The following is a 15,120-nucleotide window of genomic DNA, read 5'->3' as shown; positions in this document are numbered from 1 at the left end:
AAAAGAAGCTGAACAGCCCATACTCTTAGCGGATGACGCTCCTCCCGAGGCAGAGGACCACCCCGATAACTCTTCGTTACCTCGGACGGTTGTTCAAAAAAATCTCTTTGATGAATACTGGAAAACTGAACAGCCACTGATTGTAATTGATGATGTTTATCCCGATGTAGATGACCACACCGATAACGCTTCGCCACCTCAGACTTCTATTCAAGAGGGTGAAGAAAAAGAAACGGAACAAACACCGGTTATCATTGATCATGCTTATCCCCAAGTAGATTGCCACTCCGATAACTCTTTGCCACCTCAGGTTTCTATTCAAGAGGGTGAAGAAAAAGAAATTGAACAAACACCGGTTATCATTGATCATGCTTATCCCCAAGTAGACTGCCACTCCGATAACTCTTCGCCACCTCAGATTTCTATTCAAGAGGGTGAAGAAAAAGAAACTGAGCAGCCGATGGTTGCCACGGATATCAGTCATACCGGGATAGACTGCCACCCCAATAACTCTTGTCCAACCTGCGTCAGTGTTACCAGTAGTACCGTAACCAATTGCGAAAGTAATTTAGCCGATACTCCTGTTATTACCGCCGGTGCATTAACGAAAATACCGGTAGTCCTTGCTCAATTTCAAGTACAGCTAAATATAAACGCCAGGATTGATCTCCCCCAACCAGCCTTAGAAATTAAAGAAATCCTAAGTTCAACAAAACTTATACAATCACTGTTGCTACTGGAGCCTGAGGTTGTCAGTGGGTCTGGTAATTTGTTCCTTAAGGGCTTCATTCGAAAAAATATTTCCTACGCCACATCCGGCTGTTTCAATAAAGAAGGAGTTTGCGGCGATATCCGCCACTGTACCGTGGATGTTCCCTTTTCATGTACTACGGTCGTAACCTACGATACCCCCCCAGTCCTACCAGTATCCAATAGTATGGCGGAATTCCAATTTTTCCGTAGCCAAAAACTAAATCATGGTCAGTTTGCGGAAAAAGACCAGTTACTTTCCTCTGATATGTCAGAACACAACCAAGTAAGTGTTGAGTATTTTAATGAACTACCCTATTGCGAACTGATTAGCAGTAGGATTGTACAATACGATGAGTTTTTAAATCGACAAAAAGTAAACAAGGAAGCTCCCTTTGAAGAACATCTTTTTACTCGTATAGAGGAAAAAATGATACTCACTTTGACAGTAAAACTATTGCAAAAACAATCGGTACAAATCCCCCCTGCTCCAGGCCTAAGATATTTGGACACATCGGATGATACATCTATTTCCGGCAACGAAAATTTTGATTTATTTGAACTGGCGGACTCCAAATCAGAGGCTATGGAAAACCATGTGAATGAGGAACCTAAGGAAGTTATAGAAGAATTTATCATCATCGACAAGGACATTGGTGTGGTAACTGAAAAATCGTACCAAGCTGTGGCCAATTTCCTTGAAAATCAAGAACAAGGACCAGGGGGCTAGATGTAAATATATTGCTGAAAAAACAAAATTTCCTTCTTTCCTGGCATAAAGTAACACCATTAACAAAGATTGAATAACATGCAGTATAAACATTAAAGGAGGCATAAAAATGTCTAATAGCGGATCCCATGTTCACTCCGCCTGTGTGAAAGTAATAGGCAAAACGCAAGAAATGTGTCCCAGTACTTTTCCTTCCATCACTCCCCCTGTCACTGTCTTACCAGCCACAGTAAAAATTCCGGTGGTACTCTCCACCCTCCAGGTTCAAATTAACGTTGATTCTTTTATTAAACTACCTGAACCGGCCCTGGAAATCAAAAAAATTAAAAAGCGTTTAAAAGTAACCCAATGCCTGTTGATGCAAGAACCCCCCCTAACTGGAGTTGTCCCAGCTACCACAGGAACCCTATTCCTAAAAGGTTTTGTACGAAAAAACATTGAATATGCCACCCGTGGCTGCTCTAATCTAGCGGGTGTTTGTGGTGATATCCGTCACTGCACAGTGGATGTTCCCTTCAGCTGCACCACAAACGTACCCTTTAACGGTTCTTTCCCCTTTACACCCATTGCCAATACCACAGACGAATTCGAATATTACCGTAAACAAAAACTACCTCATGATGGCAATTTTGCTGAAAAGGATCATTTGTTATCCGGTGATTTCTCCGAATTTAATCAAGTTAGTCAAGAATTTTTCACGGAACTACCCTTTTGTGAATTAATTAGCGCCAGAATTGTAGAATATGATGAATTTCTCAACCGTAACCAACCTTGCGTACCGATTCCCTTTGAAGAAAAAGAATTTACCAAAATTGAAGAAAAAATGATTATCTCCCTTGTTTTAAAGGTACTACAAAATCAAGATGTTCTGATCGGTACCTAACCGAATTACCTGTAGAATTTCACACTCAGTCCTGGGGGTCTCCAGCCCCAGGGCTGTTTTTTTGTAAAGAGAAATGTTTTACTGCATGGTATGAAAAAATTGGTAAATATGTTACTAATTAAATGTTTTTTCCATAAAAAATATTTTGTTCCAGGATTTGTAACATGGCTCTGTTTTTTTGCATACCATGCAGTAAAACCCGAGAGGAGGATATTTATGGATCGTTGCTGCCCACCTTTTAAACCTTCAGGAATAGTTACAGGAGGTACTCAATGTGAGTGCCCCAGCACTACAGTGCCTATCGTGGGTATTACCACCGGCCCCACAGTTAAAATTCCCGTTGTACTAGCCGAATTGCAACTACAGATCAATCTTGACTCAACCATTACTCTGCCTGAGCCAGCCTTGGAAATCAAAGATATCAAAAAGCGGGTAAAAGTAACCCAGTGCCTGCTGCTGCAAGATCCCTTTGCGGTCAGTGGCCCAATAATGCTCTCTGTCAAAGGATTCATACGAAAAAACATTGACTATTCAACACGTCTTTGTTCTAACAAGGAAGGAGTTTGCGGTGATATTCGCCATTGTACCGTGGATGTACCCTTTAAATGTATGACTGCCGTAGTATTTAACGGGTCTTCCCCAGCTTCTTTATTAGCCAATACCACGAATGAGTTTACCTTCTTTAGAAAGCAGCCTTTACACGGCCCCGGTTTTGCTGAGAAAGATCACTTATTATCCAGTGATTTATCTGAATTCAACCAAGTCAGCCAAGAATTCTTTAACGAGCTTCCTTTTTGTGAACTAATCAGTGCCAGAATCGTAGAGTATGATGAGTTTCTCAACCGTAAGCGTCCCTGTGGCGTGAATCTTCCCTTTGAAGAAGGGGAATTTAGACAGGTGGAAGAAAAAGCGGTGCTTCAACTGGTTCTTAAAATTTTACAAAACCAGCAAGTACTATTACCGATCCCTTAAGGTTAGGCCTTTAGCCTTATATTTTTCGCCAAATTATACATCCTGACCATAATAGTTACTCGGAGGCATTCTTCGGGTAACTATTATTCTTATTATCAGACATATAGTTCTTGTACTCCCGTGGTAACAAAACGAACCTATAAAAATATGATATTTAAAGTGGATTTATTCCAATAAATCTTCACCATTTACTAAAAAGGGAGGCAATGAGAATTTATGAACCGGGATGAATTTAAACATTATGTCAAAAATATGGTAGACTCTATGATGCAAAAAATCCCCACTTATGGCAACCAGGACTTTCCAACTGAGTCGCCAGAGAATTTTTTGGAAGAAATGTCCAATGGTCTTCCCAATGAGATCGTTGATGAACTCTATGATGATATTGCGGAAGATTTGGCCAAACTGCAAAAAAAATTTAATCTGGGTAATGGCCTAGAGAATTTAGAAAACATAATGAATTGGGCTGGTGATGGCTCCTCCTGTGGCTGTGTAGGGAAGTGGGATAGCAGTTGTGGCTGTGGCTGTGATGGTGATGTAAGTCACGACTGCAATGATAAACCCTGCGACAATCCCTGGGGACCAAAGCACCATTGTAAACCAGATCCTTGTAAACCCAATCATCAATGCCCGCCTGTTCAGGACGACAGGTGGCTCAAATGTTTTGTTTTTGTTTGTATTAAGCTTAAGGTTATTCTTTGTCTACTAAAACATGGTAAATTCGGACTTAAGGAGATTAAACGGGAAATTCGTTTAATTGAAAAAGCCATCTTTAGCCCTACCTTTGGCTTACAGGAGATTAAGCGGGAAGTCAGGAACATCGAGCGCGGTGTCCTTAGTCCCACCTTTGGCTTACAGGAAATTAAGTCTGAAGTGTCTGTCATTGAGTCCGCTGTACTCAGTTCTACCTTTGGCTTACAAGAAATTAAATCCGAAGTTTCCGCCATTGAAAGTGCTGTATTTAATGCCACCTTTGGTTTACAAGAAATTAAGTCTGAAGTATCCGAAATATTATCGATGATCAGCAATCTAGATATTGTCTGCCCCACTACGCTGCTTTCGGACATCAAATCTGAAGTGTCTGCCATTGAGTCCGCTGTATTCAGTTCTACCTTTGGCCTGCAAGAAATTAAATCCGAAGTTTCCGCCATTGAAAGTGCTGTATTTAATGCCACCTTTGGTTTACAAGAAATTAAGTCTGAAGTATCCGAAATATTATCGATGATCAGCAATCTAGATATTGTCTGCCCCACTACGCTGCTTTCAGATATCAAATCTGAAGTGTCTGCCATTGAGTCCGCCGTATTCAGTTCTACCTTTGGCCTACAGGAAATTAAATCCGAAGTTTCCGCCATTGAAAGCGCTGTATTAAACCCCACCTTCGGTCTGCCGGAAATCAAATCTGAAATCTCCCTCATCCAAACCATTGTAGGTGGTATCCTAACCGAAATTAATAACCCATCCTTCGGTTTGGTGGAAATTAAGTCCGAAGTCTCGGAGATCCTGGCCTTAACCACTGAAATTAGACAAATTACACTGGATAGCATCCTGCTTCTGCTAAGTGAAACCTTTGGACTCAGTGAGATTAAAGCTGAAATTTCAGCCGTTGAAGGGGCAGTCTTTAGCTCTACCTTTGGTTTACAGGAAATTAAGTCGGAGGTATCTCAGTTAGTATTTGAATTCGAGCAGTTCAGTTCCCGAGGTGCTGCCCAGAACCTGACCACTGGACCTTTCCTACAGACCGACTTGGAAGTTAACTTGGAAATTAAAGCTTATAATGCAACTGGAACACCCCAGAGTGTCACCTTCACTGTCAGGGCCATTGATAATGACTCACCTTGTCCCGGTGGCACGATACTGGCAACCGTGGGACTCCCCAATATCCCCAGTTGTTGTGCTAGTTCCGAAATAGTAAACATCTCAAGTCACGTCGGAAGCACCATCATCAATGCTCAAACCAGTTCTACCTTTGGTCTCTTCTTATACGCCACAACTGGCTCACCTGGATTAGAAACAAAATATACACAATTTCTTTCTGCAGACTTCCTACCACTGGGCACATTCTGTGCTGGCTAATCATCCCCTCTGCCGGTAACCTATGGTTACCGGTTTTTTTTGCCTGCTTGCCTGCCCGTGACCTTTAGATTATGACCTATAGGGTACGTCAAGGACTTGGCGTAAACCAAGTTTTTCTAATAAATTCTTTCTATAAATTCCAATACAGTAACATTCATCATTTTTTTACATATTATGTAATAAAATTAGGGTTTATAAGGAGGTTTTAACAACATGTGGAACTGGGACGAAATTAATCCCTGGAAACCTGGCCATAAACATCATCATGAACACCAATGTGATGATTTCTTCGAGGAAGACCATTGCAAGGACAACTGCAAGGACCATTGTAAAGATTGCCATCAGTGTGGTCACGATTCAGAGCTGTTGATGAAAATTATCAAGGTACTGTGTATCCTAAAAAAAGAAGTCGGCAAATGTGAGCAGCTTCTCTGTAACCCCAAATTTGGCCTTAAGGAAATTAAATGTGAAATCAAAAACATTGAAAATGCAATTTTCAGCCCCACCTTCGGCCTAGAGGAAATTAAATTCGAAGTCTCAGAAATCCTGGATATTGTAAGAGATATTAATATTGAGATTCCAATTACACTGCTGAACGATATCAAATCTGAAGTATCTGCCATTGAATCCGCTGTTTTTAGTCCCACTTTTGGCCTGGAAGAAATTAAATCCGAGGTATCTAATATTGAAACCATCGTAGCCGGCATTGAGGATATGCTGGATAATCCCACCTTCGGCTTGGTTGAAATTAAATCTGAGATCAGCTTAATTCTTGCCAACCAGGGTTTTGCCAACCTTTTTACCACCGGTCCCTTCCTGGTGGAGTGCGCCGAGCAAACGATTCTCTTAAAGGCATTAAATAACACCGCCAGTCCGCAAACGGTAACCTTCAACATACGAACAGTCGGACCGAACTGTTCTGTTGCCCGGGCAAGTGCTACCCTCAGTATTAACACCCCTTGCTGTATCCTCGAGGAAACTGTTACCATTCCTGGCACTGGCCGTCGCAACATAGAAATTCGAGCGATTCTCAGTGATCCCAGGATGCAGGTTTATGCCGCCACGCAAGACTGTGCTTTTAACAAGGTTAACGAATTTAAGTCTGCAGAATGGGTACCTGTGGCCACTTTCCCTTGTTTATAAAAATAACCGGCAGCTTCGGCTACTGGCTTCTTTATCAAATTTTAAGACTCCACCTTCTAGAAGGGTGGAGTTTGTACTTTTCTGCTTCAGGTGAGGTAGAATCCCCACCTGAAGTTTGGATGTTCAGTTCTAGCTGAACGAGTTCACTTTCACGCCCTCCTCCACTTCGACATATGATGACATATAACTTTCTTAGGAGGAGTACCATGATCTCCCTTTGCATGATCGTTAAAAACGAGGCAAGAAATTTAGCCCGGTGCTTGAATAGTGCCAAAGACTGTGTAGATGAAATCATTGTCGTCGATACCGGCTCAGAAGATAATACCATCGCTATAGCAGAACAGTTTGGAGCAAAAATATTTCATTATCAGTGGCAGGAAGACTTTGCCGCTGCCCGTAACTACAGTCTGGACCAAGCAACCGGTGATTGGGTCTTGTATTTAGATGCCGATGAGGAGCTGGAAGCTAATTGCAGTGAGCGTCTCCGATCACTAACCCAAAGGCCAGACATCGAGGCCTATATATTTCAAATTATCAACCTAACAGACGGCAATGATCCTTTAAAGCATGTAAATGTACGGATGTTTAGAAACAAACCCTCCTATCGCTTCGCTGGCAAGCTGCACGAGCAAATTATCAGCGCCATTCCCCCCCAGGCCACCGGCAATCCGGTGGTCAACTGCGGTATTAGTATCCTTCATTATGGCTATTTGACCGCGGAATTTCTAGCAAAAAACAAAGCTCAGCGCAATCATAAAATTAACACCAAACTGGTAGCAGAAGATCCTAACAACCCCTTTTATTTATACAGCCTGGGAGGTTCCTGTGTTAACCTGAACGACCCGGAAGGGGCGGTAGCACATTACCACAAAGCACTGCAGCATGTAAACCTAAGAGCCATGTATGCTCCCAGTATTTTTGTTTCTTTAATCTCCTGTCTGTTAAAAATGGGCAGGTTAGACGAGGCCGTGGAGTATTTAGAACAGTGCAAAATTCACTACCCGGATTATGTAGACATTCACTTCATTGAAGGAGAGCTCTTTTACCAGCTAGGCAATAGCAAGCGAGCCAAAGGCTGTTTTACCCGCTGTCTGGAACTGGGCGAGCAAAATAAAGGCCGCTATACCTCCCGGACAGGCGTGGGAAGCTTCCTAGCCAATGCCAAACTGGCCGAAATTTATCAACGGGAAGGGGCGTACAAGAAGGCTCTGCAACACCAAATCCAAGTTATCAAGGGTAAAAATAGTGATATGAAGCATTATATTCAGTTGGCTCATATCTTGAAAGATTCCCTTAAAGATGGACAACAGGTTTATGCAGTTTTAAGAAGTAATATCAGGCACTCCAACAAAGCAACTGAACAACTAATGCTCTCACGGATGCTTTATGAAATAGAAGAATATGAAATGGCCTCTCAGTTGTTAGATAACCTGCCAGGAGAAAGACCAGACCTGGCTCAATATAAGAGTAGAGCCTTGCTAAAAACAGGACGCTTTGCTGAAGCCTATGAGGTGTTAAAACAAATCCCTGATTTGGGCTTACAACAAACAATTCTACAAGAACTGGTGTTTTCCCTCTGGACGTCATCTCCGGCGAAGGATGCCTCCCCCTATCTTACTATAAGCTCTGGATTAGACGAGGAACTACTTAAATATCTGCAAACTATCAATGATATTGTGATGAATCGACCCCCAGCTTACGAAATTAACCATCATAACTATTATTTTAACGAAATAGTAAATGGCCTGTTAGCTCAGAAAAGTTTTGCATTAGTTATTAAACTTCTCAATTCCTGCGATCTACATTCTGTTGAGAGCCAAATACCTTTCTTGGTAGCAGAACCAGAACATGATGATAGGTTTGAATTGGCTGCCAGGCTGACCCTGGGTGATATGGGAAAGGGCCATCAGGATTCGGATCACTATTACGCCTTAGCACGATATTTTTATCGCAATCACGAATACACCTCTGCTCAGTCCGTAATATTACAAGCTTTAGAAATAATGCCAAGCCAAATCCGTTATCAAGAACTATTACAAAAGATCTACCTGCAGCAAACTCTGATCATGGTTCAAGAGGCATTGAAACACTATCCCGAGAACCCGGAGTTTAACCGCCGGTTATTGGAATTACAAATGAAATTAAGGAAGAACACTCCGCTGAAAGGGGTTCATTAAATTGCCCACCATCAGCCTTTGCATCATTGCCAAAAATGAAGAAAAAAATATAGAGCGTTGTCTAAAAAGTGCCAAGCCCTATGTGGATCAAATTGTGGTTGTAGACACCGGTTCTACAGATTTCACCGTAGAAATTGCCGAAGGGTTAGGGGCGGAAGTCTATCACCACCTCTGGCAGGATGATTTTGCCCTGGCCCGTAACAAATCCCTGGAACAAGCTACCGGCGATTGGATTTTGTTTTTAGACTGTGATGAAGAATTAGACACAGCAACCGCCTCTGAATTAAAGACAGCTGTACAGCATGAAAAATATACCGGTTACTGGGTAAAAATTATTAACATGTTTAACAATCGTCCCAGTACCAGCTTTCAAGGCTTTCGCCTATTTCGCAACGCTCCTTGTCACCGCTTTGAATGTCCCATTCATGAGCAGATTTTACCTGCCGTGATTCGTCACTCATCCCAGGAAGCCATTGGTCACTCTACCATTACCATTTATCATCACGGCTACGAAAATGACGATACCCTCTATAAAAATAAGATAGAACGAAACCTTAAAATACTCCACAAGGCCATGAAGAACTACGGTGACACCGGCTTTCTTCCCTTTTATATTGCCGTGGAACATCAAAAACTGGGGGAGCACCAAAAAGCTCTGGAGTTTTACCAGCAATCACTATCCAAAACTGATTTAAAGGAATCTTATGCCCCGGCTATGATCCGCAGTATGGTTCATTGCCACACGGTTTTAAAGCAGTATCAACAAGGTCTGGATCTGGCCAATCAATTTCTTCAAGTGTACCCGAATTATACAGACCTTGTTTATCTAAAGGGCATTATTTATCAGCAGTCTGACAGATTTACCGATGCTTTGTCCTGTTTCAATCAATGTCTGGCAATGGGTCCCCCACCAATCCATTTGTTTTCGGTTCAGGGCGTTGCCAAAGAGTTGCCCCTCAACACCATTCAGCAGATTCTGGAGAGTTTGCTGCAAGAAACTGCTGAGCTGGTAAAGGCAGGACAAAAAACCCAAGCATTTACAGCGATAAATAACGTCTTTGATCAACTGAAAAAGACACCATTTGAAGCAGCCTATAATAAAATGATACAAACGATGATGATTTACTTTCCAGGTGCCCAATAAATAATATGGGAAGAAGGAGCAGTTTCCCCAGGACTGCTCCTTCTTCTTGTTTGAAAAACTTTTTCATTTTTGCTAGAACCAATTGGGATATGGAAATTTTATCAGCTTATGAAATCAGCCTATTCTTCCAGGTAATTTTAAAAAATAGAAGCATATAGTGGATTATACCCTAATGCAAAATCGGGGGGATTGAGGATGTATTTAATCAATCAGCTGAGAACTAAGGAGTTTCACTGGCGTTTGGCTCGTTTCAAATATATCCAAAAGCAACGCCTGCAAACGATATCTAATTGCCCAACTAAGCAACCCCTACATGTGGTGTATCTACTGGGACACGTCAGTGTCTGCGGCGGGGTCAAGGTCCTCTTTGAGCATGCCAACGAGTTGGTCAAACAAGGCCTGCGGGTAAGCCTATTATCCCACTTCCCCCAGCCAGATTGGTTTTCTATTACGGCAGATTATCTTCAAGTACCCTTTGGTATCGAACTAGCCCGGGGAATTCCCCATGATACCGATGTACTTGTGGCCACTTACTGGGATCAACTTAGTGCCTGTGTGGAGGCTTGTATTGCACCGGTGGTCTATTTCGAGCAAGGTGATTTCCACCTGTGGGATTGGGCTACCGTTGATTCAGCCAAAAAAGATTTAATCTATCGACTTTATCAATTGCCCGCCCATATCATTACCTGTTCAGAAACTGGAGCAAAAAAGATTCAAGAAATTTTTCACCGAGAAGCTCTGGTCTTTCACAATGCCTTAAATGATCAAATATTTTTCCCGAAGGAGTCTGACTCCAGGGATTCTTATGTGCTGGGAGTAGGCAGTGAACATACCGCCTTCAAACGTATCCCAGACATTTGGCAGGCCTGCCAATTAGTCCAGAATAAAGGATATAACGTTCAGTTTAAATGGATAACCCAGCACCCCCCTTTGAACTCTATGGGAGAAGTGGTAGTAAATCCTTCCCAACCCCAGCTAGGAGAGGAATACCGTCAAGGGCGAATTTATGTCTGTGCTTCGGAATATGAAACCTTCCCCCTGCCTCCCCTGGAAGCTATGGCCTGCGGCACACCGGTTATTACCACACCGAATGATGGTGTTAAAGCCTACGGACTGGATGGCGAGAACTGTTTATTCTTCCAGACAGGCAATACCACTGCCCTGGCAGAGAAAATTATCTTACTCTTGGAAAATCGGGAGCTTTACCAGCACCTGCAGCAACAGGGCTATCAAACTGCTGCCCGGTTTAAATGGAGTCTCATTATTCCTCAATTGCGAAATTTTTATGGAAAAGTTGCTCTATATGAACCGGTAGCCATCAACAGTCCCTCCGATTGGGTTAAACTGATTCCCGAAGAATTTAGCCAGAAGGACCAACAAACCATTGATTGTTTGCTAAGGGGAACTGTTGCAGATTTGATTTACCTCCCCTTCACCTATCAGATTGGTGAAGATTTAACAGTTATGCGCTGGTACCCCGCCTACCAACGCATAGTAGCCACAAGCGGCCAAAGTGATTATCTTTATTGTGGCTTTAAGACAAGGTCTTTGGAAAATTACCCTTACCGTGAGGCTGTCGGCGATATATTGGTAGAAAAATACGGTGAGGCCATCAGTAAATTTAAGAAACACCTGGATCAAACAAGCCAATCCCGCGAAGCAGCAGTCGTCCTGAGATGGGTAATCTGGTGCCTACTCAAGGACAATCGCCTTAGCGAAGCGCAGACCCTGCTGCAAAAGGGCTACCAGGCCTATCCTTCCTACACGGATATTTATTATTTATACGGCCTACTGTTCCAACAACTCGGTAGCAACGAAAAACTACGAGCAATCAATAACACCATTAAAACACTGGGCGATGCCGTGGCTTTTCCAGAATTCATTGTCACCAGCTGACTCCCTGTGGCTTACCGCTAACCCTTTTTATTTTGCTCATAACGTTCCTTGCCAACATCCTTGGGATTAAAAAAACGCCTCTCAACACACCATTGAGAAGGCGTTTTTTTGAAAAGCTTTGGAAAATTGTGTTATCCTCTAAGGGTTGCTTTCAATCTTTTCGTATGAAGCAAAAGCTCCAGTGCCTGCCGAATATCCTTCACCACAATGTCCGCCGCATTAACAGCCTTTACAGAAGCCCCTTCGTCGCCAATAACGGCAATACCTAAGGCAGCTTTCTTCAGCATCAGACAGTCGTTGACACCATTGCCCACAGCCGCCACCTGTTCCGCTCCCAGGGACATTATAAAATCTTCCTTTTCCTGTGCCCCTAGAGGATTTTGCAGAATCATCACTTCCCCATTCAATCCCTTACATTCTGCGGCAGCCAACCCAAAGGTATCCGCTGTAATTACATAAATCTTTAGTTCCTTTGCTAAGAGATTTAACCGTTCTAAGACTCCCTCTGCCAGGTGCCCATCTAAAGCAAGGGTTCCGTTATAATCCAAAACCAAAGAATGGAGCCGTATTTCTCCCAAGCCCGGTATTTCCACAGAAATCATTGATAATCCCCCCATATATCGTAAATCACCAAACTTTCACTACCTGGAATAAAGCAACCCTGCCCCCGCATAAGGGGCGACCAGTGTCTTAGGTTTGCTGCCGTAATTAACACCATCATACCATCTAACGATCTCTCGCAAATAGTTTTTATATGATTTTGGGTGATAAAATTCCATTGAAAACCCCTGTTATTTATCATCAATTTCAAAAGATATTGTTCCTTAAAATTTTATATATCTGTCTTAACCTGAGCTTAATAGGTTAGACCCGAAATAAAGTCTTTGGTTTCTTGTTTCTGCGGATTTAAAAATAAGGTTTCTGTTTCTCCTACTTCTACTACTTGCCCGTTTAGTAGAAAGGTAGTAACATCGGCAACCCTTTTGGCCTGAAAGAGATTATGCGTCACCAGAATTATAGTCAGCTGTTTTGCCAATCCCTTCAACAACTCTTCAATCATCTGTGTGGCCGCCGGATCTAAATTAGAGCAGGGTTCATCCAGCAATAGAACCTCCGGTGAGACTGCCAGCACACGGGCTATGGAGAGCCGTTGGATTTGACCACCGGATAATTCTTTAGCCGGGTTATTTAATTTATCCTTTACCTCTTCCCACAGGCCCGCTTGCTGTAAACACTTCTCACATATTTCATTTAATTTTGTTTTGTTGCGTTCGCCAAAATAGCGAACACCAAAAAGGACATTTTCCTTAATACTTAAAGGGAGTGCCACCGGGGTTTGAAAAACCAGGCCAATTCTTTGCCTGATCAAAGAAGTATCTCTGTGTTCGTAAATGTCCTCCCCATAGAGCTTCACCTTGCCGCTGATCAGATAGCCCCTTTCCAATTCTAAGGTTCTGTTAAGACTCTTTAAGAGCGTTGTTTTCCCACAGCCCGACGGCCCAATAATGGCGTACAGTTTTCGTTCGTTAAAAGACAGCTGAATATCCTTTAATATCTGGCTGCTGCCAAACCGAACCTGTAAATTTTCTATTTGTAAGGACATCTTAAACTCACCTTCCGTTCCGATGTCTTAGCCACATGGCGATAATATTTAGGATCAGCAGCAGGGAAACCAGAACCAAGGCAGTTCCGTAGGCCTTGTCCAAAGAAACTTGCTGACTGAATAAAATATAGAGATGATAGGGTAATGCCATAACCGGCTCCCATAAATTACCCGCTGAAGGCGTAGCTATGGCAGCGGCAGTAACCATAATAGGAGCTGTGGCCCCGGCTGCATAACCCATAGCCAATAAAATCCCACCCAGGATACCCGCTGCCGCCTGTGGTAATAATATCCGAATCAATAGATACCAGCGGGAAACTCCGAGGGAAAGCCCTACCATACGGTAATGGTTATTGACCGCTAGCAAGGCATCCCTGGCTGTAACCACGATTACAGGAAAAACCATCATGCCCAAAGCCAAGCCCCCTGCCAGCAGAGAGATACCAAAACCCAGACGCACTACAAACAAAGCATAACAAAATAACCCCGTGACAATGGAAGGTAACCCAGCCATACACTGAACCGTCGTATTAATCACCTGACGAATACCCTCTTGCCGGGCATATTCGGCCAGATAAACAGCCGTAGCAAGGGCGGGTAGAATAGCTGCAGCCACCGCCAGCAGTACCAGGCAAAGGGTTCCCTTAATAGCTGGGAGAATGCCCCCCTCCGCTCCCAGGGGCAATCCTTTAGGAGAAGCCAGGAGAAATTCAAGATTAATGACGGAATGGCCCCGGTAAACCAGGTAGCCGAGGATGCTTATAAGAACTAGCAGCAGCAATAACCCGGCGGACCAAAAAGCTATCAGCCAAAGGGTATCTAGCAAGCGTCGCAGGAGCATGTTAACTCACCCCACTTCTGCGGTCCCGTCGAAACAGGGCTAGCAAGAGGTTCATACCAAGCACAAAGAGCAGCAGCACCAAACCAGCTGCAAACAATCCTTGATAATGCAAACTGCCTACTTCTGAAGTACCCAGTTCTAAAGCGATGAGTGCCGGCAGCGGTTCTCCCTTACTAAACCAGGAAGTAGGCAGTACCATCGTATTGCCCGCTAACATTAACACGGCCATGGTCTCCCCCGCTGCCCTACCAAAACTCAGAATGATTGCTCCCAATAGCCCTCTTTTAGCTAGAGGCAAAAGAACACGCAAGGTTAGGTAAGGTTTAGAAACTCCCAAGGCCAAGGACACCTGGCGGTATTCTGGAGGTATCGCCCGCAGAGCTGACTCAGAGGTGCTAATAATATAGGGCAGCACCATAATGGTGAGTACCAAGGAGGCACAAAAGAGTGATTCACCACTGGCCATGGCAAAGTTAATCTCAAAAAACTTCACCAATACCGTGGCACCTAAAAAACCATAGACCACTGAGGGAATACCCGTTAACAGATTTAATACCGGTCTTAGGATGTTAGCCATCCATTGAGGAGCAAACTCCGCCAAAAAAATAGCGCAACAAAGCCCCAGGGGGACTGCCAGCAATAACGCTCCCAGAGCGGTCCACAGAGTACTTAAAATCATGGTGCCAATCCCTAATTGCAGAGGTTCCGCTAAAGGATTCCAGTCGGTTCCCAAGATAAAAGCCAGCGGGCTCACTGCTGACCAAACCGGCCAACTTTCCAAGACCATAAAGAGAAGTACCGAAATCAGCAGCAGAGTTGAACACCCGGCAACGAGCAAGCAAATAGTACCCATTCTTTCTTGCATCATTTCACACACCTATAAAATATCTATGGGTAGTTGAATA

General features: G+C 43.3%; 12 protein-coding genes. 8 read left to right on the top strand and 4 right to left on the bottom strand.

What is annotated here, in order from left to right:
* From BUA78_RS15760 to BUA78_RS15725, 8 genes are all read left to right on the top strand, one after another.
* Positions 1 to 1,480 (top strand): CsxC family protein (locus BUA78_RS15760; protein WP_175549045.1); only part of this gene is annotated, 1,480 nt, incomplete at its 5' end.
* Between the two features lie 109 nt (positions 1,481 to 1,589).
* The gene (locus BUA78_RS15755; RefSeq protein ID WP_072916443.1) at positions 1,590 to 2,363 is read left to right on the top strand and encodes a CsxC family protein; all 774 of its coding nucleotides are present in this window, start codon (positions 1,590 to 1,592) and stop codon (positions 2,361 to 2,363) included.
* Positions 2,364 to 2,579: 216 nt separating this feature from the next.
* A complete protein-coding gene (locus BUA78_RS15750) occupies positions 2,580 to 3,335 on the top strand; it encodes a CsxC family protein (protein WP_072916441.1) in 756 nt (251 codons plus the stop codon).
* Positions 3,336 to 3,551: 216 nt separating this feature from the next.
* Complete coding sequence (locus BUA78_RS15745; RefSeq protein WP_072916439.1) at positions 3,552 to 5,411, top strand: hypothetical protein; 1,860 nt, start codon at positions 3,552 to 3,554, stop codon at positions 5,409 to 5,411.
* Positions 5,412 to 5,624: 213 nt separating this feature from the next.
* Positions 5,625 to 6,554 (top strand): hypothetical protein, encoded by a 930-nt coding sequence (locus BUA78_RS15740; RefSeq protein WP_072916438.1) that lies wholly within the window; start codon positions 5,625 to 5,627, stop codon positions 6,552 to 6,554.
* A gap of 206 nt (positions 6,555 to 6,760) precedes the next feature.
* On the top strand, positions 6,761 to 8,731 hold the full coding sequence (locus tag BUA78_RS15735) for a glycosyltransferase (protein ID WP_072916436.1): 1,971 nt from the start codon (positions 6,761 to 6,763) through the stop codon (positions 8,729 to 8,731).
* A gap of 1 nt (position 8,732) precedes the next feature.
* Positions 8,733 to 9,875: a glycosyltransferase gene (locus BUA78_RS15730; protein ID WP_072916435.1), complete on the top strand. Its 1,143-nt coding sequence runs from the start codon at positions 8,733 to 8,735 to the stop codon at positions 9,873 to 9,875.
* 195 nt (positions 9,876 to 10,070) lie between these two features.
* Entirely contained in the window at positions 10,071 to 11,771 is a 1,701-nt protein-coding gene (locus tag BUA78_RS15725; protein ID WP_072916433.1) for a glycosyltransferase family 4 protein, read from the top strand.
* A 131-nt stretch (positions 11,772 to 11,902) separates the two neighbouring features.
* On the opposite strand, the gene BUA78_RS15720 is transcribed toward BUA78_RS15725, so the two are convergent.
* The 4 genes from BUA78_RS15720 to pstC all read right to left on the bottom strand — a co-directional run bounded on the left by BUA78_RS15720 (position 11,903) and on the right by pstC (position 15,083).
* Positions 11,903 to 12,373, bottom strand: a complete 471-nt coding sequence (locus BUA78_RS15720; RefSeq protein WP_072916431.1) for an HAD family hydrolase — start codon at positions 12,371 to 12,373, stop codon at positions 11,903 to 11,905.
* A 254-nt stretch (positions 12,374 to 12,627) separates the two neighbouring features.
* Positions 12,628 to 13,374, bottom strand: a complete 747-nt coding sequence (locus BUA78_RS15715; protein ID WP_072916428.1) for a phosphate ABC transporter ATP-binding protein — start codon at positions 13,372 to 13,374, stop codon at positions 12,628 to 12,630.
* Positions 13,375 to 13,381: 7 nt separating this feature from the next.
* Positions 13,382 to 14,215 carry a phosphate ABC transporter permease PstA gene (pstA, locus tag BUA78_RS15710; protein WP_072916426.1) on the bottom strand — a complete coding sequence of 278 codons (834 nt, stop codon included), beginning with the start codon at positions 14,213 to 14,215 and terminating at the stop codon, positions 13,382 to 13,384.
* 1 nt (position 14,216) lies between these two features.
* The gene (gene pstC, locus BUA78_RS15705) at positions 14,217 to 15,083 is read right to left on the bottom strand and encodes a phosphate ABC transporter permease subunit PstC (RefSeq protein WP_072916424.1); all 867 of its coding nucleotides are present in this window, start codon (positions 15,081 to 15,083) and stop codon (positions 14,217 to 14,219) included.
* Positions 15,084 to 15,120 lie beyond the last annotated feature (37 nt).

Source organism: Desulforamulus aeronauticus DSM 10349, assembly GCF_900142375.1.
GTDB lineage: Bacteria > Bacillota > Desulfotomaculia > Desulfotomaculales > Desulfotomaculaceae > Desulfotomaculum > Desulfotomaculum aeronauticum.
This window is presented reverse-complemented; position numbering and strand designations above follow the sequence as displayed.